This window comes from Demequina subtropica (assembly GCF_000971235.1).
Taxonomy (GTDB): Bacteria; Actinomycetota; Actinomycetes; order Actinomycetales; family Demequinaceae; genus Demequina; species Demequina subtropica.
Map to the genome: position 1 here is coordinate 185,453 of NZ_BBMB01000001.1, position 26,013 is coordinate 211,465.

24 protein-coding genes are annotated in these 26,013 nt (G+C 72.4%); 18 read left to right on the forward strand and 6 right to left on the reverse strand.

What is annotated here, in order from left to right; translation table 11 throughout:
• The first annotated feature begins 59 nt into the window (after positions 1-59).
• Positions 60-1,886 carry a sugar phosphate isomerase/epimerase and 4-hydroxyphenylpyruvate domain-containing protein gene (locus AOM06_RS00915; protein ID WP_062301335.1) on the forward strand — a complete coding sequence of 609 codons (1,827 nt, stop codon included), beginning with the start codon at positions 60-62 and terminating at the stop codon, positions 1,884-1,886.
• Here AOM06_RS00915 and AOM06_RS00920 read toward each other — a convergent pair.
• Entirely contained in the window at positions 1,864-3,231 is a 1,368-nt protein-coding gene (locus AOM06_RS00920; protein WP_082105187.1) for a CapA family protein, read from the reverse strand. The genes AOM06_RS00915 and AOM06_RS00920 overlap by 23 nt on opposite strands.
• Before the next feature lie 83 nt (positions 3,232-3,314).
• Between AOM06_RS00920 and pgsA the strand changes: the two genes are divergently transcribed.
• From pgsA to AOM06_RS00980, 12 genes are all read left to right on the forward strand, one after another.
• Positions 3,315-3,884, forward strand: a complete 570-nt coding sequence (gene pgsA / locus AOM06_RS00925) for a CDP-diacylglycerol--glycerol-3-phosphate 3-phosphatidyltransferase (RefSeq protein WP_228372804.1) — start codon at positions 3,315-3,317, stop codon at positions 3,882-3,884.
• Complete coding sequence (locus tag AOM06_RS00930; protein ID WP_062301337.1) at positions 3,865-4,353, forward strand: CinA family protein; 489 nt, start codon at positions 3,865-3,867, stop codon at positions 4,351-4,353. Before pgsA ends, AOM06_RS00930 begins: the two co-directional genes overlap by 20 nt.
• A 91-nt stretch (positions 4,354-4,444) precedes the next feature.
• Positions 4,445-4,756: a helix-turn-helix domain-containing protein gene (locus AOM06_RS00935; protein ID WP_062301339.1), complete on the forward strand. Its 312-nt coding sequence runs from the start codon at positions 4,445-4,447 to the stop codon at positions 4,754-4,756.
• Positions 4,757-4,760: 4 nt separating this feature from the next.
• The gene (locus AOM06_RS00940) at positions 4,761-4,997 is read left to right on the forward strand and encodes a DUF3046 domain-containing protein (RefSeq protein WP_062301340.1); all 237 of its coding nucleotides are present in this window, start codon (positions 4,761-4,763) and stop codon (positions 4,995-4,997) included.
• A 185-nt stretch (positions 4,998-5,182) separates the two neighbouring features.
• Positions 5,183-6,265 (forward strand): recombinase RecA, encoded by a 1,083-nt coding sequence (recA, locus tag AOM06_RS00945; protein ID WP_062301342.1) that lies wholly within the window; start codon positions 5,183-5,185, stop codon positions 6,263-6,265.
• Positions 6,266-6,268: 3 nt separating this feature from the next.
• Positions 6,269-6,826: a regulatory protein RecX gene (locus tag AOM06_RS00950; RefSeq protein ID WP_062301344.1), complete on the forward strand. Its 558-nt coding sequence runs from the start codon at positions 6,269-6,271 to the stop codon at positions 6,824-6,826.
• Positions 6,827-6,853: 27 nt separating this feature from the next.
• Entirely contained in the window at positions 6,854-8,314 is a 1,461-nt protein-coding gene (locus AOM06_RS00955) for an HD domain-containing protein (RefSeq protein ID WP_062301346.1), read from the forward strand.
• 3 nt (positions 8,315-8,317) lie between these two features.
• Complete coding sequence (gene miaB, locus AOM06_RS00960; RefSeq protein ID WP_062301349.1) at positions 8,318-9,823, forward strand: tRNA (N6-isopentenyl adenosine(37)-C2)-methylthiotransferase MiaB; 1,506 nt, start codon at positions 8,318-8,320, stop codon at positions 9,821-9,823.
• Complete coding sequence (gene miaA / locus AOM06_RS00965) at positions 9,820-10,809, forward strand: tRNA (adenosine(37)-N6)-dimethylallyltransferase MiaA (protein WP_082105189.1); 990 nt, start codon at positions 9,820-9,822, stop codon at positions 10,807-10,809. Before miaB ends, miaA begins: the two co-directional genes overlap by 4 nt.
• 13 nt (positions 10,810-10,822) lie before the next feature.
• Positions 10,823-11,680 (forward strand): diaminopimelate epimerase, encoded by an 858-nt coding sequence (gene dapF / locus AOM06_RS00970; protein WP_062301354.1) that lies wholly within the window; start codon positions 10,823-10,825, stop codon positions 11,678-11,680.
• Between the two features lie 2 nt (positions 11,681-11,682).
• The gene (locus AOM06_RS00975) at positions 11,683-12,273 is read left to right on the forward strand and encodes a YdeI/OmpD-associated family protein (protein ID WP_062301356.1); all 591 of its coding nucleotides are present in this window, start codon (positions 11,683-11,685) and stop codon (positions 12,271-12,273) included.
• A gap of 197 nt (positions 12,274-12,470) precedes the next feature.
• Complete coding sequence (locus AOM06_RS00980; RefSeq protein WP_062301359.1) at positions 12,471-13,844, forward strand: hypothetical protein; 1,374 nt, start codon at positions 12,471-12,473, stop codon at positions 13,842-13,844.
• 63 nt (positions 13,845-13,907) lie between these two features.
• Here AOM06_RS00980 and AOM06_RS00985 read toward each other — a convergent pair whose 3' ends face one another.
• Positions 13,908-14,495, reverse strand: coding sequence for a class I SAM-dependent methyltransferase (locus tag AOM06_RS00985; RefSeq protein WP_062301361.1), 588 nt, complete (start codon positions 14,493-14,495; stop codon positions 13,908-13,910).
• Positions 14,496-14,590: 95 nt separating this feature from the next.
• On the opposite strand from AOM06_RS00985, the gene hflX reads away from it, so the two are divergent.
• Together hflX and AOM06_RS00995 are read left to right on the forward strand one after the other, a co-directional pair.
• Entirely contained in the window at positions 14,591-16,108 is a 1,518-nt protein-coding gene (gene hflX / locus AOM06_RS00990) for a GTPase HflX (RefSeq protein ID WP_062301363.1), read from the forward strand.
• Positions 16,105-18,018, forward strand: a complete 1,914-nt coding sequence (locus AOM06_RS00995) for an ATP-dependent DNA helicase (RefSeq protein WP_062301366.1) — start codon at positions 16,105-16,107, stop codon at positions 18,016-18,018. Before hflX ends, AOM06_RS00995 begins: the two co-directional genes overlap by 4 nt.
• 40 nt (positions 18,019-18,058) lie before the next feature.
• On the opposite strand, the gene lexA is transcribed toward AOM06_RS00995, so the two are convergent.
• Positions 18,059-18,802 carry a transcriptional repressor LexA gene (gene lexA / locus AOM06_RS01000; RefSeq protein WP_062301368.1) on the reverse strand — a complete coding sequence of 248 codons (744 nt, stop codon included), beginning with the start codon at positions 18,800-18,802 and terminating at the stop codon, positions 18,059-18,061.
• A 177-nt stretch (positions 18,803-18,979) separates the two neighbouring features.
• Here lexA and AOM06_RS01005 point away from each other — a divergent pair, with 177 nt between their 5' ends.
• Positions 18,980-19,294, forward strand: coding sequence for a LysM peptidoglycan-binding domain-containing protein (locus tag AOM06_RS01005; protein WP_062301370.1), 315 nt, complete (start codon positions 18,980-18,982; stop codon positions 19,292-19,294).
• A 79-nt stretch (positions 19,295-19,373) separates the two neighbouring features.
• Positions 19,374-19,859 (forward strand): transcriptional regulator NrdR, encoded by a 486-nt coding sequence (nrdR, locus tag AOM06_RS01010; RefSeq protein WP_062301372.1) that lies wholly within the window; start codon positions 19,374-19,376, stop codon positions 19,857-19,859.
• Here the strand turns inward: nrdR and AOM06_RS01015 are convergent.
• Together AOM06_RS01015 and serA are read right to left on the reverse strand one after the other, a co-directional pair.
• On the reverse strand, positions 19,822-21,570 hold the full coding sequence (locus AOM06_RS01015) for a DEAD/DEAH box helicase (protein ID WP_082105190.1): 1,749 nt from the start codon (positions 21,568-21,570) through the stop codon (positions 19,822-19,824). The genes nrdR and AOM06_RS01015 overlap by 38 nt on opposite strands.
• A complete protein-coding gene (gene serA / locus AOM06_RS01020; RefSeq protein WP_062301548.1) occupies positions 21,567-22,772 on the reverse strand; it encodes a phosphoglycerate dehydrogenase in 1,206 nt (401 codons plus the stop codon). Before serA ends, AOM06_RS01015 begins: the two co-directional genes overlap by 4 nt.
• A gap of 94 nt (positions 22,773-22,866) precedes the next feature.
• Between serA and AOM06_RS01025 the strand changes: the two genes are divergently transcribed.
• Positions 22,867-23,676, forward strand: a complete 810-nt coding sequence (locus AOM06_RS01025) for a matrixin family metalloprotease (RefSeq protein ID WP_062301377.1) — start codon at positions 22,867-22,869, stop codon at positions 23,674-23,676.
• Positions 23,677-23,710: 34 nt separating this feature from the next.
• Here the strand turns inward: AOM06_RS01025 and AOM06_RS01030 are convergent, their stop codons facing one another.
• Positions 23,711-25,891 carry a HelD family protein gene (locus tag AOM06_RS01030; protein WP_062301551.1) on the reverse strand — a complete coding sequence of 727 codons (2,181 nt, stop codon included), beginning with the start codon at positions 25,889-25,891 and terminating at the stop codon, positions 23,711-23,713.
• Between the last annotated feature and the right edge of the window lie 122 nt (positions 25,892-26,013).

The following is a 26,013-nucleotide window of genomic DNA, read 5'->3' on the forward strand; positions in this document are numbered from 1 at the left end:
CGCGCAAGGGGTGCGACCGGATCGTGACCTTGTTATGTACCGTCTGTTACATTGCCAGCATGCGCACCTCGATCGCGACGGTCTGCCTCTCCGGAGGGCTGGTCGAGAAGCTGCACGCGTGTGCCGCGGCGGGCTTCGACGGCGTCGAGATCATGGACGCGGACCTGGTCGCCGCGCACGAGTCGCCGGAGGAGATCAGGGCGCTGTGCGACAGGCTGGGCCTGCGCATCGAGATGTTTCAGCCGTTCCGCGACCTCGAGGGCGTCGACGACGCGACGTTCGCCGACAACCTCCGCCGCGCCGAGGCGAAGCTCGCAGTGATGGAGCGCCTGGGCGCCGACCTGCTGCTCGTGTGCAGCAACGCGGGCACGGCGACCATCGGTGACGATGCGGTCGCGGCACGCCAGCTCGCCGCGCTCGCGGACCTCGCGGCGCCGCGGGGGGTCCGCATCGCCTACGAGGCGCTGGCGTGGGGCCGGTACGTGGACGACTACCGCCACGCGTGGCGGCTGGTGCAGCGCGCCGACCGGCCGAACCTCGGCACCTGCCTGGACAGCTTCCACATCCTCTCGCGCGGTCACGACCCGAGCGGCATCGAGGAGATCGAGGGCGACAGGATCTTCTTCCTCCAGCTCGCGGACGCCCCGGCGCTGCGGATGGACGTGCTGTCGTGGAGCCGGCACCACCGGCTCTTCCCCGGGGAGGGGTCGTTCGACCTCAGCGGCTTCCTCGCGCACGTGCTCCGCGCCGGCTACGCGGGCCCGCTCTCGCTCGAGGTGTTCAACGACACCTTCCGGCAGACGGACGTGGTCCGCACCGCGGCGCACGCCCGCCGGTCGCTCACGTGGCTCGCGGACCGCACGGCTGCCCGGGAGGGGTGGTCGTCGGATCGGCTCGAGCCGCCGCAGCCCGCGCGCGGCGTCGACTTCGTCGAGATCGCGGGGCAGCGGCTCGATCAGGTCGACGGGATGCTCGACCAGCTCGGCTTCACGTTCCGCGGACGCCACCGCAGCAAGCCCGTCCGGCTGTGGAGCGCCGGCGAGGCGCGCATCGTGCTCAACGAGCAGCGCCCCGAGGAGCATCCGACGCTCGCCGGGCTCGGGCTCACCGTGGACGATGCGCGGGCGGCGGCGGCGCGTGCCCGCGCGCTCGGCGCGCCGCCCGTGTTCCGGCGCACCTACGCGGGGGAGCAGGAGCTGCCGGCGGTCGCCGCGCCGGACGGTACCGAGGTGTACTGGAACGACCGGCCCGAGGACCTCTCGTGGATAGGCGAGTTCGTGGGTGGCGAACCGGTGGAGCGCCCGCTCGCGGGCGTGGTCGACCACGTCAACCTCGGCTACCGCTGGCAGGACTTCGACGAGGCGGTGCTGTTCGCGAGCTCGGTCCTGTCGCTGGCGACCGAGTCGACGGAGGACGTCCAGGGACCGCTCGGGCTGCTGCGCAGCCAGGTGATGCGCACCGAGGACGGCGTGGTCCGCATCCCGATCAACCTCGCGCCCTCGTCCGCGCCTCCGCCGGCGCGTCACATCGCGGTCCGCTGCGACGACGCACGCGCCGCGGCGCGGCGCGCACGGGCCGCGGGCCTGCCGATGATGGCCGTCCCCGACAACTACTACGACGACCTCGACGCGCGCTTCGGGCCGTCGCTCGAGGCTGCGCTGCTCTCCGAGCTGCGCGAGCTCGGCATGTTCTACGACCGGGACGCGCGCGGGGACTTCCTGCACTTCTACTCGCCGATCGTCGGCGGCGTGTTCGTCGAGATCGTCGAGCGGCGTGGCGGCTACGACGGCTACGGTGCCGCGAGCGCTCCAGTCCGGCTCGCGGCCCAGCGCCGGCCCGGACCCGTGCGGGGCGCGTCGGTGGTCAGCCCGTGGGTGCGAGCGTGAGCAGCGCGCTCGCGCGCTGAGCCAGGCTCGCGGGCGGCGTGGTCTCCTCGGGCGCATCGTCCCCGACCGCCTCGCGCACGGCCTGGTGCCGCGCGGCGACCTCGCCCGCGCTCAGGGTGCCCACGCCGTCGGGGATGTCGGCGAGCGCGTAGATGCGGTGGCCCCCGCGCTTGTCGACCGTCGTCGCGAACCAGCCGACGTCGACGCCGACGTCGCCCTCGGGGCTCACGGTGAAGGTCGCGTCGAGCAGCACGCCGTTCGCGGTGGCGGCGACGCAGCAGACCGAGTCCTGGTTCGAGAGCATGTTCCCCAGTCCGAAGGCCGTCCACATGCCATCGCCGGACGGTCCGCCCGGGAGCAGCTCGATCGGCTGGGGGACGTGAGCGTGGTGGCCGATGTAGAGGTCCACCAGCCCGGAGTCGGCGATCTGCTGCGCGATCGAGCGCTGCGCGTCCGAGGGCGTCGTGCGGTACTCGACGCAGCAGTGGACCGAGGCGACCACCACGTCGGCGCCGTCGTCGCGGGCGCGCTGCGCCGCCTCGATGATCGGCGTGGCGTCCTCGGCGTCCGCGTCGAAGAGGTCGACGGACCAGGGGTTGGCGACGGGCATGCCGTTGGTGCCGTACGCGAAGCTGAGGTGCGCGACCTTGATCAGCCGGTCGCCGTCCCCGACGACGTAGTACGACACCTGCTCGGACTCGCTCTCGCTGCGCGCCGTCCCCGCATGCTGGAGCAGGGCGTCGTCGAACGCGTCGAGCGTCGCGGTGACGCCGGCCATGCCCTTGTCCACGCTGTGGTTCGACGAGGTCGAGCAGCCGTCCCAGCCGACCGCGGCGAGGTCGCGCACGAGCGCGGAGGGGGCGGAGAAGATGGGGTAGCCCGACGGCTTGCCGTCGCCGGGGGAGACTGGCACCTCCATGTGGCAGATCGCGAGGTCGGCACCCGCGATGTACGGCTCGATGCCCGCGAACAGGGCCGTGTAGTCGTAGCCGTCCGCCGTGGTCGCCGAGGTGTTGACCGGGGTGTGCGGCAGCACGTCGCCGCCGGCGACGAGCGAGAAGGTGATGTCCTGCGCGACGGACTCCGTCTCCGTCTCCGCGGGCGACGGCGACGATGCGGGTGACGGGTCGGCGCCCTCGGGCTCCGTGGCGTCGGCCGTCGCGGACGGCTCGGGCATCGTGACGGCGGCGTTGGTCGGCGACGCCCCCACCTCGTCCGCATCGTCCCCGCTGCCCGCCGTCCATCCGACCGTCGCGCCGACGACGAGCGCGGCCACCGTCGCGAGGGAGAGCCCGAGCGGGACGGCGGAGGCGCGCGCGGGGCCATGGCGGGTGGGGCGGGGCATGGCTCAAGTATCCCGCGCCGCGGACGACCCGCCGTGCGCCCGCGGGGCGCGCCTCGCACCCGCGTCCGCATTAGGGTGTGTGCGTGACCTCCGCAGTTCCGAACGTGCTCACCGTCGCGCGCCTCGTGATGGTGCCCGTGGTGCTCGTGCTCCTGCTCGTCGACGGGGGCGACGAGGGCGTGGCGCGGGTATGGGCGCTCGTCCTCTTCATGATCGCCGCCGCGACGGACTTCTTCGACGGCTACCTGGCGCGCCGTTGGGGGGTCGTGAGCCCCTTCGGGAAGCTCGCGGACCCGATCGCCGACAAGGCGCTGGTGCTCGGCGTCCTCGCGGTGCTCGTGATCACGGACGGCGTGCCGTGGTGGCCGGTCGCGATCATCGCGGTGCGCGAGCTGTGGGTCACCGTGGGCCGCCTGCTGGTCGCGGCGGGGACCGTGATCCCGGCCTCGCCTGGCGGCAAGCTCAAGACCATGGCGCAGCTCCTGGCGATCTGGCTCTACCTGCTCCCCGGCGTTCCCGCATGGGTCGACCAGGCCGCGTGGTGGGTCCTGCTCGTCGCGACGGCGCTCGCGCTCGTCACGGGCGTCGACTACACCGTGAAGATCGTGCACGCGGCACGGGGCCAGCGCGCGGATGGCCGTGCCCCGGCCTGAGCCCGTGGTCGCGGCGCTGCGCGAGCGCGGCCTCACGATCGCCACGGCGGAGTCGCTCACCGGCGGTGCGCTGTGCTCGGCGCTCGTGGACGTGCCCGGCGCCTCGGCCGTGGTGCGAGGCGGCGTCGTCGCCTACACCGCCGACATGAAGGTGCGCCTGCTCGGCGTCGACCCGGACCTCATCCGGGATCACGGCCTCGTCTCCGCGGAGGTGGCCGAGGCGATGGCGCGCGGCGTGCGCGAGGCGACGGGGGCGACGATCGGCGTCGCGACCACCGGCGTCGCCGGCCCCGAGCCTCACGATGGCGCCCCCGTGGGCTCCGTGCACCTCGCCGTCGCGGGGCCCGCGCGGGCGCTGCGGGTGCATCGTCGCCTGACCGGCGACCGTGCCGCGGTGAGGGCCGGCGCGGTCGAGGCCGCGCTCGCCGCGGTGCTCGAAGCGCTCGCGCAAGACGTGACCGAGGCGTAACACTCCCGCGACGGTCGCGGAACACCCGTGGGGTATGGTGCGTTGTGTCACCATGGACCAAGGCCGCATGACGACGATGAGGGGAGGGCGCATGCCCGTGCTTCGCAACGAGATCGGCGAGGTGTTGCGCGACGCGCGCCTCACCCAGGGCAAGACGCTGCGCGACATCTCCTCGGGCGCCCGGGTCTCCCTCGGATATCTCTCCGAGGTCGAGCGGGGTCAGAAGGAGGCGTCCTCGGAGCTCCTGTCCTCGATCTGCGACGCGCTGGACATGCCCATGTCGATCATCCTGCGCGAGGTCTCGGACCGCTTCGCCGCGGCGGAGTCCCTCGAGACCGTCCCGGTCATGCCGTCGATCCCCGACACGGTGCCCGAGCTCCTCAGCTCGATGCGCACGCGCTGAGGTCGTGCGGCTCAGCGAGTTCTGGGAGCTCGCGGACGCGGTGTTCGGGGAGTCCTACTCGCGCACGCTCGCGCGCGAGCTCGCGTTGACGGGGCTCGACTCGCTCACGCCGGCCGACGCTCTCGAGGCCGGTCGTGCCCCGCGCGACGTCTGGCATGCCTGGTGCGAGCAGATGGATGTGCCTCTCGCGCGCCGCGACGGCGGCGACGATCGCCGCATGGTGCCTCCGCCACGGCGGTAGCCCTCGGCGCGCCTGACGGCGTGTCGTTTCCCTTCGAACAGTTGTTCGATATAGCGTGGTCCCCAGGACGCCGCGCGGTCCGCCTCCTCCCCGGAGGGCGACGGTCGCCGCGGCGGTGTCAGTGGTCCGGCGTAGCGTCGGATGCGACACGGCAGACCTGCCCCGGATGGATGTGAGGAACCGACATGGCACAGGCACAGGACCGCGCGAAGGCGCTCGAGGCGGCGCTCGGACAGATCGACCGCCAGTTCGGCAAGGGCTCGGCGATGCGGATGGGCGAGAAGACCGTCGTCCCCGTCGAGGCGATCCCCACCAGCTCGCTCGCGCTCGACATCGCGCTCGGCATCGGCGGCCTCCCGCGCGGCCGCATCGTCGAGATCTACGGTCCCGAGTCCTCGGGTAAGACCACCGTCGCGCTGCACGCCGTCGCGAACATGCAGAAGGCGGGCGGCACCGCGGCGTTCGTGGACGCCGAGCACGCGCTCGACCCCGAGTACGCGCGGAAGCTCGGCGTGGACGTCGACAACCTCATCGTGTCGCAGCCCGACACGGGTGAGCAGGCGCTCGAGATCGCGGACATCCTGGTGCGTTCCGGCGGTATCGACATCCTCGTGATCGACTCGGTCGCGGCGCTCGTGCCCAAGGCGGAGATCGAGGGCGAGATGGGCGACAGCCACGTGGGTCTCCAGGCGCGCCTCATGTCGCAGGCGCTGCGCAAGATCACGGGCGCGCTCAACACCACGGGCACCACCGCGATCTTCATCAACCAGCTGCGCGAGAAGATCGGCGTGTTCTTCGGCAGCCCCGAGACCACCACGGGTGGAAAGGCGCTCAAGTTCTACGCCTCGGTGCGCCTCGACGTGCGTCGCATCGAGACCCTCAAGGAGGGCACCGAGCCCGTCGGCAACCGCACCCGCGTCAAGGTCGTGAAGAACAAGATGGCCCCGCCGTTCAAGCAGGCCGAGTTCGACATCCTGTACGGCCAGGGCATCTCGCGCGAGGGCGGCATCATCGACCTCGGCGTCGAGCACGGCTTCGTGAAGAAGTCGGGTGCCTGGTACACCTACGAGGGCGACCAGCTGGGGCAGGGCAAGGAGAACGCCCGCAACTTCCTCAAGGACAACCCGCAGCTCGCGGACGAGATCGAGCGCAAGGTCAAGGCCAAGCTCGGCGTGGGGATCCAGCCCGCGGGCGAGGAGAACCAGGACGTCGCCTCGGACGCCCCCGCCCCCACCCCCGCGGGCAAGAAGGGCAAGAGCACCTTCTGACGCATGAGCGAGCAGGAGTACAGGCCCGCGGGACGGCGTACGCGCCGTTCCGCGGGCCGCGCCGCGTCCCCGGACGACGCCCCCATCACCGATCCGGAGAAGGCACGCGAGATCGCGCTGGGGATCCTCACGCGGGCGTCGCGCTCATCGGCGCAGCTGCGGGACTCGCTCGTCGCGAAGCGCGTCGAGCCGCGCCTCGCGGAGGAGATCGTGACGCGGTACGCGGAGGTGGGCCTCATCGATGACGCGGGGCTCGCGGCGACCATCACCCGCACCCGCCACGCCGAGCGCGGCCAGTCGCGGCGCGCCATCAGGATGGAGCTCGCGCGCAAGGGCTTCGAGGACGGTGACATCGCTGACGCCCTCGGTCAGATCGACGACGACGACGAGCGGGAGCGTGCGGCCGCGCTCGCCCGGCGGCGGTGGGACCAGCTCGCCGCGCATCCCGAGGACGTGCGGGCACGGCGCGTGGTCGCGATGCTCGGACGCAAGGGGTACCCGAGCGCTCTCGCTTTCGCACTCGTGAAAGACTTGCGACGTGCCGATAGCGAGGATGACTAGTCTCGCGCGACAGGGAAGGAGCGGCCGGTGGGGCAGACCCTGACGATCCTGGTGCTGCTCGGCTCCAGCCTCGTCGCGCTGCTGCTGGTGCTGTTCGCCAGGCGAGAGGCCTCAGCGGAGCGCCACGCCGCACGGAGCGAGGCGGCGATGCTCCGGGAGGAGGCGAGCGCACGCCTGGCGGAGGTCAAGCGCCGCGAGGAGCACTCCCTCCAGCGCGAGAAGGACGCCTCGAGCGATCAGCGCAACGCGCAGCAGTACGCCCGATCGCTCGAGGAGCGCACCTCCGTGGTCGTGCGGGACGAGCGGCGCCTCGCGCGCGAGCGTGCGCACCTCGAGGATGAGCGGGCCGCAGCCCTGGCCGCCGTCGCGAGGACCACGGTCGAGGAGGCGCGCGCCGAGCTCACCGCGACGCTCCTCAGCCGCGCCGAGGCCGACGCCGCCGTCGAGCTGCGCCGTCTCGAGCGGCGCACCCAGGCGACCGCCGAGGAGCGGGCCCGCGAGATCCTCGTCGAGGCGATGCAGCGGCAGGCGGCCGCATCGTCCGCGGACCACTCGACCACGTGGGTCGAGCTCCCGAGCGAGGAGATGAAGGGACGCATCATCGGGCGCGAGGGGCGGAACATCCGCGCGTTCGAGGCGCTCACGGGCGTCACGGTGATCGTCGAGGAGGGCGTCAACGCCGTCCAGCTGTCGAGCTTCGACCCCGAGCGGCGCGAGATCGCCGAGGTCATGCTCGCGGCGCTCGTCGAGGACGGGCGGATCCAGCCGCAGCGTGTCGAGGCGGCCTACGCGCGCGCGGTCGCGGGAGCGGTCCAGCGCCACCGCGGCGCGGGGCTGGACGCGCTGTCCGCCGCCGGGGTCTCGGGGGTGACCACGGAGGTGGTCGACGCGCTGGGACGGCTCCGCCTCCGCACCTCGTACGGCCAGAACGTTCTCGCGCACCTGGTGGAGACGGCGCAGATCGCCGCCGACATCGCCGCTGCCATCGGCGCAGACGTCGAGGTGGCGCGGCGCGGAGCGCTGCTCCACGACATCGGCAAGGGCTTCACCCACGAGCAGAAGGGGACCCACGCCGCGCTCGGAGCGAGGTTCGCGGCGGAGCATGGTGAGGACGGCGCGGTCGTCAACGCGATCGCGGCCCACCATGACGAGGTCCGCCCCGAGTCCCTCGAGGCGGTGATCGTGCAGGTGGCGGACGCGATCTCGGCCTCGCGCCCGGGTGCCCGCAAGGACGACCTCGACGCGTACGTCAACCGCATGGCGAACCTGGAGCGCATGGTGCTCGAGCACCACGGCGTGACGCGTGTCCTCGCGATGGCGGCCGGGCGCGAGGTGCGCGTGGTCGTCGAACCGCATGAGATCGACGATCAGGGGACCCAGGCGCTGGCGCGTACAATTGCTGAGCACATCAGCCAGGACTTCACCTTCCCCGGAGAGATCAAGGTGACGGTGATCCGCGAGCTACGCGCGGACGCCATCGCCGGATAGAGCATGACCGACACCACCCTCGCACCCACGTACCTCGTCAGGACGCTCGGGTGTCAGATGAACGTGCACGACTCGGAGCACATGGCCGGCCTCCTCGAGGGCGCCGGCTACACGGCCGCACCCGCAGGCGCCGACGTGGCCGACATCGTCGTGATCAACACCTGCGCCGTGCGCGAGAACGCCGCCACCCGCCTCTACGGCAACCTGGGACAGCTCGCCGCGGTCAAGGCCGAGCGTCCCGGCATGCAGATCGCCGTCGGCGGCTGCCTCGCCCAGAAGGACCGCGGCGAGATCGTCAACCGCGCTCCGTGGGTCGACGTGGTGTTCGGCACCCACAACATCGACGTCCTCCCGGCGCTGCTCGAGCGTGCGCGCCACAATGCCGCCGCGCAGGTCGAGATCGAGGAGTCCCTCAAGGTCTTCCCGTCGACGCTGCCGTCGCGCCGGGACGCCATCGCGTCCGGCTGGGTCTCGATCTCGGTGGGCTGCAACAACACGTGCACCTTCTGCATCGTCCCGTCCCTGCGCGGCAAGGAGCGTGACCGCCGCCCCGGCGAGATCCTCGCGGAGGTCGAGGCGCTGGTCGCGCAGGGCGCCGTCGAGGTGACGCTGCTGGGCCAGAACGTCAACTCCTACGGTGTCGAGTTCGGCGACCGCGGCGCGTTCGCGAAGCTGCTCCGCGCATGCGGCGAGATCGAGGGGCTCGAGCGCGTGCGCTTCACCTCGCCCCACCCGGCGGCCTTCACCGACGACGTCATCGAGGCGATGGCCGACACGCCCAACGTGATGCCGAGCCTCCACATGCCGCTCCAGTCCGGCTCCGACCGCGTGCTGCGCGCCATGCGCCGCTCGTACCGCTCGGAGCGGTTCCTCGGGATCATCGAGCGCGTGCGGGCCGCGATGCCCGATGCGGCGATCACCACCGACATCATCGTCGGCTTCCCCGGGGAGACCGAGGAGGACTTCCAGGAGACGATGCGCGTGGTCGAGGCCTCGCGGTTCACCTCGGCCTTCACCTTCCAGTACTCGCCGCGCCCGGGCACCCCCGCGTACGATCTCGAGCCCCTGCCGAAGGCGGTGGTCCAGGAGCGCTTCGAGCGTCTCGTGGCGCTCCAGGAGCGCCTCACGCTCGAGGACTCGCAGCGGTTCGTCGGGCGCACTCTCGAGCTCATGGTGCTCGACGGCGGCGGGCGCAAGGACGGCGAGTCCGCGCGCCTGTCGGGCCGCGAGCCCGGCAACCGCCTCGTCCACTTCGCCGTCCCCGACGGCGCCGACGTCCCGCGTCCGGGCGACATGGTCACGGTGCGCGTCACGCACGGCGCGCCCCACCACCTCATCGCCGACTCGGGCATCGACGGCGGCCCGTACGAGGTCCGGCGCACGCGCGCGGGCGATGCGTGGGACGCCGCACAGGGCGGCGACCACGATCACGGCGGGGACTCGTGCGGCACCGGCGGCGGCCCCGCCGGTCCCGTGGGTCTCGGCATCCCGACGCTGCGCCGCGCGTGAGCGAGCCCCACGGCGCCCGGCCTGCCCCGGCCGACGCACCCGCGGTCGATGCGCCCGTGATCGTCGCGGTCGTCGGCGCGACCGCGACCGGCAAGTCCGCGGTGAGCCTCGAGCTCGCGGAGCGGCTCGGGGGCGAGGTGGTCAACGCGGACTCGATGCAGTTCTACCGGGGCATGGACATCGGCACCGCGAAGCTGAGGCGCGCGGAGCGCCGAGGGATCCCGCACCACCAGATGGACATGCTCGACGTCCACGAGGACGCCTCGGTCGCGCGCTTCCAGGAGGAGGCGCGCGCGGACATCGCCGCGATCCACGCGCGGGGGCGCCGCGCGATCGTCGTCGGCGGATCGGGGCTGTACCTGCGGGCGCTGCTCGACCGCTTCGAGTTCCCGGGGACCGATCCCGAGCTGCGCGCGGCGCTCGAGGCCCGTGCCGAGACCGAGGGGCCGGGGGTGCTGCACCGCGAGCTCGCGGCCGTCGATCCCGCCGCCGCGGCGAAGATCCCGCCCCAGAACGTCAAGAGGCTCGTGCGTGCCCTCGAGATCATCGCCCTGACCGGCACGACGCAGAGCTCGCTGCCCCGCCACGAGTACGCCGCGCCTGCGGTGACGATCGCTCTCGACCTTCCGTACGAGCTGCTCGACCCGCGGATCGACGCGCGCGTCGACCAGATGTGGGAGCAGGGGCTGGTGGACGAGGTGCGCGCGCTCGAGGCCCGTGGCCTGCGCGACGGCGTGACGGCCCGCAGGGCCGTCGGCTACGCGGAGACGCTGCGCCACCTCGACGGCGAGCTGGACGCAGACGAGACGCGGGAGCTGATCGCGCAGCACACGCGTCGGCTCGCGCGCAAGCAGGCCCAGTGGTTCCGGCCGGACCCACGCGTGCGCTGGATCGACGCGCCGCGCGACCACGGCGACGTGGTTCGGGCCGCCGCGGACGCATCGTCCGTGGTCGCCGAGGCGGACGCGGGCCGTCCGAACCGCTGACTAGGCTGGTCGCATGACTCTCGCCTTCACCAAGGGCCACGGCACCCGGAACGACTTCGTGCTGCTGTTCGACCCCCACGGCGAGGTCGACCTCACGCCGGAGGCGGTCCGCTTCCTGTGCGACCGGCGCGCCGGCATCGGCGGGGACGGGGTCATCCGGGCCGTGCGCGCGGGCGCGCTCGACGCGGGTGCGGGCTTCGGGCCCGCGACCTGGTTCATGGACTACTGGAACGCGGACGGCACCACGTCGGAGATGTGCGGCAACGGTGCGCGCGTCTTCGGGGCGTTCCTCGAGGCCGAGGCCGGCGAGGACCTCGCCGGCGGGCTCGAGTTCGGCACGCGCGGGGGAGCGCGGACCGTGACGTCGCTGGGCGGCGGCCGCTACGCGATCGGCATGGGCGCCTACCGCGTGGGCGACGCGACGGACGGCTTCGACTCCGAGGTGGCTGCCCGCGGGCTGGACCCGGTGCGCCCCGCGCTGAGCGTCGACATGGGCAACCCGCATCACGTGGTCGCGCTCGGCGAGGTGGACGAGCTCGAGGCGCTCGACCTCACCGTCGCCCCCGAGGTGCGACCGGTGCCCCCGCACGGCACCAACGTCGAGTTCGCGGTCGCGCTCGGGCACGCGGGCGAGCGCGGTCGCGTGCGGATGCGCGTCCACGAGCGCGGCTCGGGCGAGACGATGTCGTGCGGCACCGGGGCCTGCGCGGTCGCGCTCGCGATGCGCACCTGGGCGGGGGCGGGCGCCCCGGATGTCTGGGACGTCGAGGTGCCCGGGGGCGAGGTCACGGTGCGCATCGAGGGCGGCACCACCACGCTCGAGGGCCCCGCGGTGCTCGTCGCCTCCGGAACGGTCGCGCTCCCGGTCTGACGATGCACCCGATCGAGCCCGGCGCCGACGGCGTCCCGAGGGTCCATCCCGAGGACGCGGACGAGTGGCGCGCGTGGCTCGCGGCGAACCATGCGTCCGCGACCGGGGTGTGGGTCGCGGTGTGGCGGCGCGGGTCGGGCCGCTCGGGGATCGCGTACGAGGACATCGTGAGACAGGCGCTGTGCTTCGGCTGGATCGATGCCGTCACCAAACGGCTCGACGAGGACCGCACGCTCCAGTACTGCGCGCCCCGCAAGCGTGGCTCCGGCTGGGCGCGCACCAACAAGGCGCGGATCGAGGAGCTCGAGCGCGCGGGGCTGATGGCGCCCGCGGGTGCCGCCGTCATCGCCGCGGCGAAGGCGGACGGCTCGTGGACGGTGCTCGACTCGGTCGAGGCGCTCGAGGTGCCGGCGGACCTCGACGCGGCGTTCGCGGCGCATCCGGGCGCGCGCGAGACCTGGGACGCCTTCCCGCCCTCGGCCCGGAAGCAGAGCCTCCAGTGGGTCGCGTTCGCCAAGCGCGAGGACACGCGCGCCCGACGCTGCGCCGCCATCGCGGAGGCCGCTGCGCGAGGTGAGCGGGTGCCGTCCTGACGCCGGCGCGGCCGTCACCGCAAGCGTGGCGAGCCCGTTTCGCGGGGAGTTTCGGCGCATAAGGGACGATGCGGTGCCGTGCCGCGGCGAGATGCTGTCCAGCGAGCGAGTGGCCTGCTAAATTCCCGTGCAGTGCGTCACGGCCGCCGTCCGGGTCCCCGGGGGCGAGGGCGCGATCACCAATGAAGCGAGGGATAGTGAAGAATCGTCTGTTCGGCCGCGCTGCGGCCGTTCTCGGGCTCGCGGCGGGCGCCGCGCTCGTCGCCGTTCCGGCATCCGCGGATGCCGACGACATCACCAACGCGACGACGACGTGGGAGTGGGTCTACGACGAGGGCGGCGCCATCGAGGATGCCTTCGCGTTCTACCCGGGTCTTGCCGCGGATGGCGGCGACATCTGGGGCTGGACAGGCGACGCGTTCGATACCTTCCTGTACGAGGTCGGGCTCTCGACCCCGGACGACTCCGACGGCGTCGACGCGTACGACTTCGTCGCGGTGTCGGACACCCGTGTGGACGGCGGCGTGAGCACGATCGTGTCCGAGGCGGCGCTGTCGCTCTACGACTCGACGGCTGACGACTTCTTCGACTACACCGTCCGTATGACCCTCACCATCGAGGGCAGCTACGCCCGCTGGGACGTCGAGGTCGTCGCCGACGTGCCCTCCGCCGACACCGAGCGCGTGCTCGACACCATGGTCCTGGCCATCGGCGGCGAGCTCGGCTCGGACAGCTCGACCGTCTACGAGACCGTTGGCGCGGACGCGCTGGTCTCGCACGACGAGGACGGCTACGACCCGATCGTCGCGTATGACCTCGTGGGTGACGTCGACAGCATCGAGGCGTACGACGGCGATGATGAGCCGTGGTTCTACTTCGGCCTCGACGCCGACCCGAGCGCCGCGGTGATCGTGTCGCTCCTCGACTACGCCCCGTGCGGCCGCGACGCCGCGATCGCGGCCCAGCTCGCGGCGGCGCCGACCCTCGCCGACACGTTCGGCCAGGACCTTCGCCCGGACGCGACCGACGCATGCGCCTCCGTCGATGCGGCGGAGACGGTCGACGCAGGCACGGAGTTCGCCCAGTTCCTCGCCCTCACGATCACCGAGGAGGCCATCGACGGTTGGCTCGAGCACGAGGTCCCGGACTGGTTCTATCCCGAGGTCGCGCTCGTCGACGGACCTGCGGGTGTCGAGGTGGAGCTCGTCGAGGACGACGTCACCGGGGATCCGTACGTCGCCCTCGGCGGGACCGTCGCTGCGGCGGGCACCTACGAGGTCACCGCCGTGCTCTACCTCACGGACGGCACTGAGTCCGGGCTCCCGTACTTCCTGTCGATCCCGCTCACGGTCGTCGAGCCGGTGGTCGTGGAGGAGGAGCCTGTCGCCGAGCCCAGCGAGGAGGCGACCGAGGAGATTGCCGACGAGACCGACGCGGTCGACGACACCGTCGAGACCGACGAGGCCGTGCTCGCCGAGACCGGCTTCGAGTCCGGGCTCGCCGGCACCGTCGCGGTGCTCATGCTCGGGCTGGGAGCCGCCGCGGTCGTGACCGCACGTCGCCGCGCCTGACCTGAACAGATGAGGGGCCTCCCGGCAGCCGCCGGGAGGCCCCTCATCGTCTGCGCGTCCGGCTCAGGCGGAGACGCGCAGCACGCGGAAGCCCTTCGAGCTGCCGATCTTCTCGACCGCGCCCCAGCCCTGGTCCGCGATCCACCGGGCGAGAGAGTCCGCGCCGAGGTTCTTCTGGACCACCAGGTAGGCCTCGCCGCCCGGCGCGAGCCGCGGGAGCCAGGTCGCCAGCAGGTCGTGCAGGGCGTCCTTCCCGATGCGGATCGGGGGGTTCGACCAGATGGTGTCGAAGGTCGCGTCCGCCGGGACGTCTCCGGGCACCGACGCGTCGACCTCGGCCCCCAGGCGCGCGGCGTTGCGCCGCAGCAGGTCGAGCGCGCGCTCGTTGACGTCGACCGCCGTCACGGACGATGCGCCGCGCAGGGCCGCCTCGAGCGCGATGGGTCCCCACCCGCAGCCGATGTCGAGCACGCGGCCGCGCGGCTCGGGGACCGCGCGGAGCAGCACCTGCGTGCCCAGGTCCACATGGCCGGGGGAGAAGATGCCGGGAGCGGTCTCGACCTCGACGTCGCGCCCTGCGAGGGACACACGGATGGTGCGCCGCTCGTCGGCGGACGCGGGCTGCGCGGTGAAGTAGTGGTCCTCGGTCACGTGGTCGAGGGTAGCGCCCGGCGCGCGGGAGGCGGCGGTCGCATCGTCCCCACCCGCGCACGGGTGTCGGAGCGGGGTGAGACAATGGACCTTGTATGAGCGACACAGCAGCAGACGACCGCGAGCCCGCCTCGCAGCCCACCTCGACCTCCAGCCGCGCCGATGCGGTCATCGACCGCGTCCTGTCGCGCGCCGGCACGGCGGTCGCCGAGGGCGGCACCCTCGCCACCGACTACGACGGCGACCAGTACGAGCGCGAGGAGCGTGCCGCGCTGCGCCGCGTCGCGAACCTCTCGACCGAGCTCGAGGACATCACCGAGGTCGAGTACCGGCAGCTTCGCCTCGAGAAGGTCGTGCTCGTGGGCCAGTGGTCGCACGGCACGTCCGAGGACGCCGAGATATCGCTGCGCGAGCTCGCCGCCCTCGCCGAGACCGCGGGCTCCGAGGTCCTCGACGGCGTCCTTCAGCGCCGCCCCCATCCGGACCCGGCCACGTACATCGGCAAGGGCAAGGCGCTCGAGGTGCGCGACGTGGTGGCCGCGGTGGGCGCGGACACCGTCATCGTCAACGACGACCTCGCGCCCAGCCAGCGCCGCGCGCTCGAGGACGTCGTCAAGGTCAAGGTCATCGACCGCACCGCGCTGATCCTCGATATCTTCGCCCAGCACGCGAAGTCCAAGGAGGGCAAGGCGCAGGTGGAGCTCGCGCAGCTCGAGTACCTGCTCCCGCGCCTGCGCGGCTGGGGTGAGTCGATGTCCCGCCAGGCCGGTGGCCAGGTGGGCGGCGCGGGCGCCGGCATGGGCTCGCGCGGACCCGGTGAGACCAAGATCGAGCTCGACCGCCGCCGCATCCACACGCGCATGGCGCAGCTGCGCCGCGACATCAAGGCGATGGAGCCCGCGCGCGCGGTGCGCCGCGAGAAGCGCCTCGGCCTGCCGAACGTCGCGATCGTCGGCTACACCAACGCCGGCAAGTCCTCGCTGCTCAACCGCGTCACGGGCGCGGGCGTCCTGGTCGAGAACGCGTTGTTCGCGACCCTGGACCCGACCGTGCGCCGGTCGCAGACTCCGGACGGCCGCGAGTTCACGGTCTCCGACACCGTCGGCTTCGTGCGCAACCTGCCGCACCAGCTGGTCGCCGCGTTCGCGTCGACGCTCGAGGAGGTCGCGCACGCCGATCTCATGCTGCACGTGGTGGACGCGTCGCATCCGGACCCCGAGAGCCAGATCCGGGCGGTGCGCGAGGTGCTCGCGGACGTGCCCGGCGCGGACCAGGTCAAAGAGGTTCTGGTCCTCAACAAGGCCGACATCGCCGACCCGGAGACGCTCATGCGCCTGCGCGCCCGGCGCGAGATCACCATCGAGGTGTCGGCGCTCACGGGCGAGGGCATCCCCGCGCTCATGGACCTCATCGGGCGCGAGCTCCCGCGGCCCGAGGTCACCGTCGACGTGGTGGTGCCGTACACGCGCGGCGACCTCGTGAGCGAGGTGCACCGCCACGGCGAGGTGCTCGCGCAGTCGCACGTGGCCGAGGGCACGCACCTCACGGCGCTCGTCGACCCCGGGCTCGCGGCCCGGCTCGAGGAGGCCGGCGTCACCTCGGCGTCCGCGTGACGGACCACCGGGCCGACGCTCTCCTCGAGCGTGCCGTGGGGGCGCTCGGAGGCGAGCCTCGCGAGGGGCAGCGGCTGATGGCCCGCGCCGTGACCGAGGCGCTCGACGACGCGTCCCACGCCCTCATCCAGGCGGGAACGGGCACGGGCAAGTCGCTCGGCTACCTGGTTCCCGCGGTCGCGCATGCGGTGCGCACCAAGAGCCGGGTGGTCGTCTCGACGGCGACGCTCGCGCTGCAGCGGCAGATCTTCACCAAGGACCTGCCGATGGTCGCCGAGGCCCTCGAGCCGGAGCTGGGCGAGCGCGCGCGGATCGCGCTGTTCAAGGGCCGTGGCAACTACCTGTGCGTGCACAAGATGGCGGGCGGCTACCCCGAGCCGGATGACGACATGCTCCCGATCGGGCCCACGAGCGAGCTCGGCCGCGAGGTCGTGCGCCTCAACGAGTGGGCGGACCAGACGGAGACGGGCGACCGGGACGATCTGGTGCCGGGCGTGAGCGGGCGCGCGTGGGGTCAGGTCTCGGTCTCGGGCCGGGAGTGCCTCGAGTCCAAGTGCCCCGTGCTGGCCGAGTGCTTCTCGCAGCGCGCGCGGGACGAGGCGGCACAGGCGCACGTGGTGGTCACCAACCACGCGGTGCTCGGGGTCCAGGCCACCAGCCACGACATGCTCGGGGAGCACGCCGTGCTCATTGTCGACGAGGCGCACGAGCTGGTCAGCCGCATCACGTCCTCGGCCACCCATGAGCTCACGGTGTCCATGGTCGACCGGGCCGCGCGCCATACGCGCCGCTGCGGGGTCGTGACCGAGGATCTCGACCGCGCCGCACGCCACCTCGACGGCGCGCTCGGCGACTGCGCCCCGGCGCGGCTGCGTCTCGGCCTTCCCGATGGCCTCGCCATGGCCGTCGAGGAGGTGCGGGGTGCCGCGCGCCGCTGCATCACGGAGCTGCAGAAGCACGCCGAGCAGGCGGGCGCGGCGGGCAAGGTGGCCGCGGCCTCGCTGGGCGAGGTGGTCGACGTGTGCGAGGACCTGCAGGGGGAGCACGGCCACCAGGTGATCTGGCTCGCCCCCCGCGACGGGGACTACGACTCGCCCGTGGCCGAGCGGATCCTCGCCGCGCCGCTCGACGTCGCGGGCCTGATCCGCGAGAAGCTGCTCGCGGAGAAGGCCTCCGTGATGACCTCCGCGACGCTCGCCCTGGGCGGCGACTTCGGCGCGATCTCCCGCCATCTGGGCGTCGACCACGCGGTCACGCTCGACGCGGGCAGCCCCTTCGACTACCCGAAGCAGGGGATCCTCTACGTCGCGAAGCACCTGCCCAAGCCAGGGATGGGGGGCATCTCCGAGGAGGCGCTCGACGAGCTCGAGGCGCTCATCCGTGCCGCGGGTGGACGGACGCTCGGCCTGTTCTCCTCGCACAAGGCGGCGCAGATGGCCGCCGAGGCGATGCGCGAGCGGCTCGATGTGCCCGTGCTCTACCAGCTCGACGACCAGCTGCCGACGCTCGTCGAGCAGTTCAGGCGCGACGAGGCGACGTGCCTGTTCGGCTCGACGTCGCTGTGGCAGGGCATCGACGTCCCTGGTCGCACCGCGAGCCTCGTGGTGATCGACCGCATCCCGTTCCCGCGTCCCGACGAGCCCGTGTCCCAGGCCCGCACCGAGGCGGTGGCGCAGCGGGGCGGCAACGGCTTCATGGCGGTGAGCGCGACCCATGCGGCGCTGCTCATGGCGCAGGGAGCGGGGCGGCTCATCCGCGCGAGCGGCGACAGGGGAGTGGTCGCCGTGCTGGACCCGCGGCTCGCCACGGCGCGCTACGGAGGCTTCCTCGCGCGGTCGATGCCCGACCTGTGGCCCACCACCGACCGCGAGGTCGCGCTCGGCGCGCTCTCGAGGCTCGCGGCGTCCTAGCCGGTCGGGGGGACGCCCCGGAGCGTCCGGCCCGTGCGTCTCAGACGCGCCGGAGCACGGACACGACCTTGCCCATGATGCGGGCGTGCGTGCCGTCGATGGGCGTGTAGGCCGGGTTGTGGGGCATGAGCCAGACCTGGCCGTCCTTGCGGCGGAAGGTCTTCACGGTCGCCTCGTCATCGAGCAGCGCGGCGACGATGTCCCCGTTGTCGCAGCTGTTCTGGCGGCGGACGACCACCCAGTCGCCGTCGCAGATCGCGGCGTCGACCATCGAGTCGCCGGCCACCTGGAGCATGAACAGCTCGCCGTCGCCCGTGAGCTGGCGGGGGAGCGCGAAGGTGTCCTCGACCTCCTGCTCCGCGAGGATCGGTCCACCGGCGGCGATGCGGCCCACGAGGGGAACCAGCGCGAGGTCGTCGGGAAGCGCCGCGGGAGCCGCCGGCGCGAGCGGGACGGGCGGGGCGGTGGGCGCCGCGGGCTCCTCGCCGGGCAGCACCACCTCGATGGCACGGGGACGATGCGGGTCGCGGCGCAGCACCCCCTTCGCCTCGAGCGCGGACAGCTGGTGCTTGACGGAGGAGGGCGAGGTGAGGCCGACGGCATCGCCGATCTCGCGCATCGACGGCGGGTAGCCGCGCTCGAGCACGGTCGCGCGGATGAAGTCGACCACCGCGCGCTGGCGGGCCGAGAGCCCGGTCGAGGGGTCGCGCAGCTCGTGGACCGTCGCGCCTGCGCCGTCCTCGTCGCCGGTGGACCCGGTCCCTGTCGACCCGTCCTGCCTCATCGTCGCCTCCTGCCGGCCGCGTTGTCAGACCCCGGTGGTCCTCTTATCCCACGACGTTAGGGCAATCCGAGGTCGGAATCAAACATATGTTCGACCGTGTCTTGCCAGCGTCGGACCAGAGTGCTAGAACTAGAACAAGCGTTCGATCGAACAGGTGTTCGAACCGAGGAGGCAGAGATGAGCATCTACGCACCGCAGACTGTGGAGGCGCGGGCCCGCCGTACGCGGGCAGGCCGCGTGCTCGGCGTCACGCTGCTGCTTGTGGCGGCTGCGGTCCTCGGCCCGCAGGCCTTCGCCTCGGACCAGCCCGGCGAGCCCGTCGCGGTGAACGCCTACACGGTGGCTGCGGGAGAGACGCTGTGGGACATCGCGGCATCGCTCACCCCGTCGGGTGCAGACGTGCGCGACATGATCAGGGAGATCCAGCACCTCAACTCGATGCCGACCACGGACCTCGCGGCCGGCGAGCAGATCTACCTGCCCGTCCAGTAGGGCGGGTGGTGGCGCGCACCGGCGCCTTGAGGCGTTCGGGAGATTGGGTGCGGTGCCCCGTTCGTGGCAGAGTGAACGCATGCACTGCCCGTTCTGTCGCAACGGCGACTCCCGCGTCATCGACTCCCGCACCGCCGATGACGGCTCCTCCATCCGTCGGCGCCGCGAGTGCCCCGCGTGCGGGAAGCGCTTCACCACCGTCGAGACCGCGAGCCTCTCGGTCCTCAAGCGCAACGGCGTGACCGAGTCCTTCAGCCGCGACAAGATCGTCTCGGGCGTCAAGAAGGCGTGCCAGGGCAGGCCCGTGAGCGACGACGACCTCGCGCTGCTCGCGCAGCAGGTCGAGGAGGCCATCCGCGCGAACGGCCAGGCCGAGATCAACGCTCTCGACATCGGCCTGGCCATCCTGCCGCCGCTGCGCCAGCTCGACGAGATCGCCTACTTGCGATTCGCGAGCGTCTACCAGGCGTTCGACACCCTCGATGACTTCGAGGCCGCGATCGCCCGCCTGCGCGAGGAGGACGCCGCTAGCGCCCGCCCTTCGGCTTCCGGGGCTTCCGAGTAGATCCGCTGTCGAAGCCGCCCTTCGACGAGCCCTTGCCGCCCTTGCCGTACGGCTTGTCGGAGCGTCCGTAGGACTTGCCGCCGCGGTCGTCGCGGTCCTTCGAGTACCCGCCCTTGCCGTACCCGCCCTTGGAGTAGCCCCCCGTGCCGCGGTCGTCGCGGCGAGCGGGGCGCTCGTCCCGCTGCGCCTCGCGCTCGGACAGCTGGCGCTCACGCGCCGCAAGGGCGGCCTCGCGCTCGGTGAGGCTCGCCTCCATGCGTGCGAGGCGCTCCTCCATGCGCTGCGTGGCGGCGAGCATCTCGTCGGCACGCGCATCGTCGCGCCGGGGCCGCTCGTCGCGGTCGTCACGGCGCGGACGCTCGTCACGGTCCCACTTGCGCGCGGGACGGTCCTCCCAGCGACGCTCCTGGCGCGGCCCACGGTCGCCGCGAGCCGGACGGTCGCCGCGCCCGGGGCGCTCGTAGCGCCCACGGCGCTCGGGGCGCTGCGGACGGGGCTCGCGGACGGGCTCCCACGACGGCTCGCGCGCGCCCGTGAGGTCCTCGAGCATCGCGAGCGACTGGTCGTCCTCGCCTCGCACCTTGCGGAAGGTCACGTCGACCCCGGCGCGCTCGAGCATGCGCTCCGTCGAGCGCCGCTGGTGGGGGAGGACCAGCGTCACGACGAGGCCCTCCTCGCCCGCGCGCGCGGTGCGTCCGGACCGGTGCGTGTAGTCCTTGTGGTCCGCCGGGGGATCGATCTGCATGACGAGGTCCACGTGGTCGACGTGGATGCCGCGTGCGGCGACGTCAGTCGCCACCAGCACGGGCACGTCGCCCGCGCGGAAGGCGCTGATCGCGAAGTTGCGCTCGGCCTGCGAGCGGTCGCCGTGGATCGCGAGGGCGAGGACGCCCGCCTCGCGCATCTCGTCGGCGATGCGCTCGGTCGCGAGCTTGGTGCGCACGAACACGATGGTCCGGCCCTCGCGGGCGGCGATGCGGGTCGCGAGCTGGTATTTGGCGTTCGGGGGCACGTCGAGCACCACGTGGCGCATGGTCGCCGGCTGGTCGTCGCCATCGGTGACGTCGTGCGTCACCGGGTCGTGCATGTACGTCTTGACGAGGCGGTCGACGTCGCCGTCGAGCGTCGCGGAGAACAGGAGCCGCTGGCCGCCCTCGGGGACGCCGGCGAGGATCTCGGTGATCTCGTCCATGAAGCCCATGTCCGCCATGTGGTCGGCCTCGTCCATGACGATGAGCTCGAGCTCGGACAGGTCGGCGTGGCCGTTGCGCACCAGGTCCGCCATGCGGCCGGGCGTCGCGACCACCAGGTGGACGCCGCGCTCGAGCGCCTGGACCTGCTTGGACATCGAGAGGCCGCCCGCGACCAGCTTGAGCGACACGTGCATGGCATGCGCGTACGGCTCGAGGGCGTCGGAGACCTGCATCCCGAGCTCGCGCGTGGGCACGAGCACGATCGCGCGGGGGCGGCGCTTGCCGGGGCGCGGGCCCTCGGCAAGACGCACGATGGCGGGCAGCCCGAAGCCGAGCGTCTTGCCCGACCCCGTGCGTGCCTTGCCGAGCACGTCCCGGCCTGCCATCGCATCGGCGATGGTCGCGGCCTGGATGGGGAAGGCGGTGACGATGCCGTGACGCTCGAGCGCCTCGACGAGTGCGTCGGGGAGACCGAGCTCGGCGAAGGAGACGGCGTCGGGGGTATCGGTGGTGTTTATGAGAGAACTCGCAGTCGTACGGTGCCGGGCATGCTCGACAGTGCCCGGACGGCGTCCTCGTCGAGGCCGGACGCGACGTCCGTCACCACGTAGCCGAGCTCACCACGGGTACCGAGGAGCTGGGCGTCGATGTTGACGTTATGGGCCGCGAAGACCTGGTTGACGGCGGCGAGGACGCCGGGGATGTTCTCGTGCAGGTGGGCGACGCGGTGCGAGCCCTGGACCTGGTCGAGCGAGAGGTTGGGAAGGTTCACGCTGAGCGACGTGGACGCGTGGAACACGTAGTCGCGCAGGCGTGTCGCGACGAAGATGCCGATGTCGCGCTGCGCCTCCTCGGTGGACCCGCCGATGTGCGGGGTGAGGATGACGTTGGGCATGTTCTGGAGCGGCGACTCGAATGCGTCGCCGGTCTTCTTGGGCTCCTCGGGGAAAACGTCCACGGCGCAGCCGCCGATCGCGCCCGACTCGAGCCCGGCCTTGAGGGCCTCGATGTCGACGATGAAGCCGCGCGAGAGGTTGAGGAAGATCGCGCCGTCCTTCATGGCGGCGAACTGCTCGGGGCCGAAGAAGCCCTTGTTGCCGGAGCGGCCGTCCACGTGGAGCGTGACGATGTCCGCCTCAGCGAGTAGCGACTCGAGGGTCGGCATGCGGGTCGCGTTGCCCAGCGCGAGCTTCTCCGCGCTGTCGTAGAAGATCACGTTCATGCCGAGGGCCTCGGCGATCACCGACAGCTGCGAGCCGATGTTGCCGTAGCCGACGATGCCGAGCGTGCGGCTGCGGATCTCGTGCGCGCCGGCGGCGGACTTGGACCACACGCCCTCGTGCAGGCTCCGGTTGTGGTCCGGCAGGCGGCGGGTGAGCGAGATCATCTCGGACACCGCCATCTCGACCACGGAGCGCGTGTTCGAGAACGGGGCGTTGAACGCCGCGATGCCATGGCTGGCCGCCGCCGCGAGGTCGATCTGGTTGGTGCCGATCGAGAAGGCACCCACCGCGATGAGGTCGGGACACGCCTCGATCACGCGCTTCGTGAGCTGGGTCTTCGAGCGGATGCCGAGCAGCTGGACGCCCTGCAGGGCCTCGATCAGCTCGTCCTCGTCCATGGCCCCGGCGTGGTTCTCCACGGCGATGCCTGCGGCCTCGAGGATCTCGGTGGCCTTGACGGAAAGGTTCTCTAGAAGGAGTGCGCGCACGGGCGCTATCGTCTCGCACTTCCGGCCCTTCTCCAACTCGGGACGTGCCTCGGATGATGCCGATGCGCGACGAGCCCTCTCCCCGCCGTGGGAGAGTGGCGTCATGAGGCAGGCGGGCAGGTTCGCGGTGGTCGTGCTCGTCGGCGCCGCGCTCTTCGCTGCGGGCGCATGGTGGAAGGGCGTGACATGGTCCGACCTGCGCCACTGGGGCACGCCGCGCAACGCGATCGAGATCGACGGCCAGACCATCCGCATCCCCGTCGCGCAGGGACCCGACCAGCGCGTGCTTCCCGAGGTCGAGGTCGACACGGTCGGTGCGTACGATCTGCTGTTCCGCGACGGCGGCCCGGATGGGGGCCCGGTGCGCTACGACCCGTGCAGGCCGCTCGAGTACGTGATCGCGGAGGAAGGCCTCCCGGACGGGTTCGTGCCGACGGTGCAGGCCGCGGTCGCCTCCGTCTCGCAGGCGACCGGGCTCGCGTTCGTGTACGAGGGCCTCACAGACGAGGAGGTCGACTTCGACCGCGCGCTCGTCCAGGAGCGCTACGGCAACAGGTTCGCCCCCATCGTCATCGGGTTCCAGACAGAGGACCAGAACCCTGACCTCGCGGGCACGGTGACGGGTCTCGGAGGCTCGAGCGCGGTGCCCGGGGCGTACGGCGACGCGCAGTACCTGCGCTCCGGGGTGGTCATCATCGACAGCGAGGACGTCGCGCGCATACTCGAGGACCCCGACGGTGAGGCCCTCGCCCAGGCGGTCGTCGCGCACGAGCTCGGGCACGTCGTCGGGCTCGCGCACGTGGGCGACACCCATGAGCTCATGCACGAGTCGAACCTCAGGCTCCTCGACTGGGGTCCGGGCGACCTGGCGGGCCTCGCGCTCGCCGGTGCAGGGGAGTGCGAGCCCCGCTGAGGCGTCTGGGCCCGAGGGGCCCTGCGGCGGACCGCTACACCGACAGGCCGTGCGGCAGCGGCGCGCGGTGGACCACCTCGAGCCGGCGCGTCGGACGCGTGAGCGCGACGTAGAGGTCGCCGGGGCGCTCCGCGATCTCCGCGGGCTCCACCACCACCGCCACATCGAACTCGAGGCCCTTCGACTCGCGCGCCGTGTAGACGTCGACGGTCGCGGGCAGGGATCCGCGCAACGCGGCGTGCATCCGCGGCGGCGCGATCACGGCCACCAGGCCGCCTTCGCCCTCCGCGAAGACGCGCTCGTGCGCGCCCGCGATCCGCACGGTCTCCGCGACCGCATCGTCGGTGCGCGTGGCGGCGGTCGAGTCGTCGAGCTCCCGTGCCGCGCGCAGCTCGCTCACGGGGAGGCGCGCCGCCTTCGCGTACGCCTGAGCCGAGTCGGCGACCGCGGCGGGGATGCGGTAGGAGATGGTGAGCTCACGAAGCTCCCAGCCGGTCTGGAACAGCGGGTCCATCGTCTCGGGCCACCAGCGCGTGCCGGCGACGGACGTGGTCTGCGCGACGTCGCCCACGATCGTGAACGAGCGGGTGGGGCAGCGTCGGACCAGCATGCGCCACGCCATGGCGCTCAGCTCCTGCGCCTCGTCCACCACCACGTGGCCGTAGGTCCAGGTGCGATCGCCGCGTGCGCGCTCGGCCACGGAGAGGCGCGCGGTGCCGCCCTTCATGCGGGACGCGAGGTCCTCGGCCGTCACCATGCCGCCGTCGCCGAACGTGTCGAGCACGTCCTTCGCGTACTGGATCTCCTCGGCGGAGGGCTCGTCGGCACGGCGTGCGCGGCCGCCGGGCAGGTCGCCGAGCAGCTCCGCGGCCTCGTCGAGCAGCGGCACGTCCGCCTCGGTGAACGGCGCGGAGGCGGGCCGCAGCAGCAGGTCGCGCTCGTCCTGCGGGAGCATGCGCGCGGCGTTGTCGAGCAGGTGCGGCTTGGAGAAGAGGTCGCGCAGCAGCTGCTCGGGGGTGAGCGGGAGCCAGCACAGGTTGATCGCGATGCGCACGTTGCGGTCGTCCCGCACGTCGCGCTCGAGCTCGAAGCGGTCCTCGTCCGAGTACACCTCGAGCTGCTCGACCAGCTGACGCGTGAGGCGACCGATCATGTCCTTCGCGAACACGGCTCGGGCCTCGTTGTGGGGGCGGCCGTCGCGGCGGGCGCGGCCCTGCGCGTCCTTGACGTCCGAGCGCTTGATCACGACGGTCCGGCCGTCGATGCGGATCTCACGGTCGGCGCGCGGCACGCGCTGGCGCTCGCGGACCGCCGCCTTGATCACGTCGGCCATCAGGGTGCGGCCCTTGATCTCGGCCGAGTCATCGGGCTCGACCGCGGTCGCCGCGACGCCGGGCACGAGCCCCGCGAGGGTCGTCGACACGGCGCCGGTCTCGCCGAGCGACGGCAGCACATGGTCGATGTAGCGCAGGAACGTCTTCGACGGGCCGATGAGGAGGACACCGCGCGACTCGAGCTGCTCGCGGTGGTGGTAGAGCAGGAACGCGGCGCGGTGGAGCGCGACGGCCGTCTTGCCGGAGCCGGGCCCGCCCTGGACCACGAGCGCGCCCGCCATGGGCGCGCGAATCACGGCGTCCTGCTCGGCCTGGATGGTCGCGACGATGTCGCCCATGCGGCCCGTGCGTCGCGCCCCGAGCGCGGCGAGGAGCGCGCCCTCGCCGGCGAGGGCCTCGTCTGCCCCCATCTCGCGCAGCGCGTCGACGTCCAGCACATCGTCCTCGACCGCCATGACGCGGCGACCCTGCGTCGTGAGGTGCCGACGGTTGACCACCGCGCCGGGGTTCGCCGCGGTCGCGGAGTAGAAGGCCCGCGCCGCGGGCGCGCGCCAGTCCGTGAGGAGCGGGACGTGCTCGGCGTCGGACAGGCCGATGCGGCCCACATAGAAGCGGTCGCCGTCGCGAAGATCGAGCCTGCCGAAGCACAGGCGGTCCTCGACGGCATCGAGCTGGGCGATGCGGTCCTCGTAGAGAGTCGCGAAGGCGTCGCGCTCCGAGCGGTTCTGCGGCGAGCCCGACGGGCCCTCCCTGCGGATCGCGGCGAGCCTGCCGGTCGCCTCGTCGCGCAACGCGTCGAGCCGCGAGTAGAGGCCGTCCACGACCTCCTGCTCGGGAGCAAGGCCGCTCCGCTCCGCCGTCAGTCCACGCTCGTTCGCCATCGGCATACCCTCCGCACGCCCTGTGTTGACGTCGGCAGGGCAGTCCCTCATTATCGCGCGTCTGCGGCGTGGTCGGAAGCACCCTCGCGTCGGATGTTTTCGCGGAGGGCGAGAACAGGCGA

Excerpts from the sequence above, each read along its gene's own strand:
- AOM06_RS00915 (WP_062301335.1), top strand. The coding sequence starts at position 60 with ATGCGCACCTCGATCGCGACGGTCTGCCTCTCCGGAGGGCTGGTCGAG.
- AOM06_RS00920 (WP_082105187.1), bottom strand. The coding sequence starts at position 3,231 with ATGCCCCGCCCCACCCGCCATGGCCCCGCGCGCGCCTCCGCCGTCCCG.
- AOM06_RS00930 (WP_062301337.1), top strand. The coding sequence starts at position 3,865 with ATGGCCGTGCCCCGGCCTGAGCCCGTGGTCGCGGCGCTGCGCGAGCGC.
- AOM06_RS00935 (WP_062301339.1), top strand. The coding sequence starts at position 4,445 with ATGCCCGTGCTTCGCAACGAGATCGGCGAGGTGTTGCGCGACGCGCGC.
- recA (WP_062301342.1), top strand. The coding sequence starts at position 5,183 with ATGGCACAGGCACAGGACCGCGCGAAGGCGCTCGAGGCGGCGCTCGGA.
- AOM06_RS00950 (WP_062301344.1), top strand. The coding sequence starts at position 6,269 with ATGAGCGAGCAGGAGTACAGGCCCGCGGGACGGCGTACGCGCCGTTCC.
- miaB (WP_062301349.1), top strand. The coding sequence starts at position 8,318 with ATGACCGACACCACCCTCGCACCCACGTACCTCGTCAGGACGCTCGGG.
- dapF (WP_062301354.1), top strand. The coding sequence starts at position 10,823 with ATGACTCTCGCCTTCACCAAGGGCCACGGCACCCGGAACGACTTCGTG.
- AOM06_RS00975 (WP_062301356.1), top strand. The coding sequence starts at position 11,683 with ATGCACCCGATCGAGCCCGGCGCCGACGGCGTCCCGAGGGTCCATCCC.
- hflX (WP_062301363.1), top strand. The coding sequence starts at position 14,591 with ATGAGCGACACAGCAGCAGACGACCGCGAGCCCGCCTCGCAGCCCACC.
- lexA (WP_062301368.1), bottom strand. The coding sequence starts at position 18,802 with ATGAGGCAGGACGGGTCGACAGGGACCGGGTCCACCGGCGACGAGGAC.
- AOM06_RS01005 (WP_062301370.1), top strand. The coding sequence starts at position 18,980 with ATGAGCATCTACGCACCGCAGACTGTGGAGGCGCGGGCCCGCCGTACG.
- nrdR (WP_062301372.1), top strand. The coding sequence starts at position 19,374 with ATGCACTGCCCGTTCTGTCGCAACGGCGACTCCCGCGTCATCGACTCC.
- AOM06_RS01025 (WP_062301377.1), top strand. The coding sequence starts at position 22,867 with ATGAGGCAGGCGGGCAGGTTCGCGGTGGTCGTGCTCGTCGGCGCCGCG.
- AOM06_RS01030 (WP_062301551.1), bottom strand. The coding sequence starts at position 25,891 with ATGGCGAACGAGCGTGGACTGACGGCGGAGCGGAGCGGCCTTGCTCCC.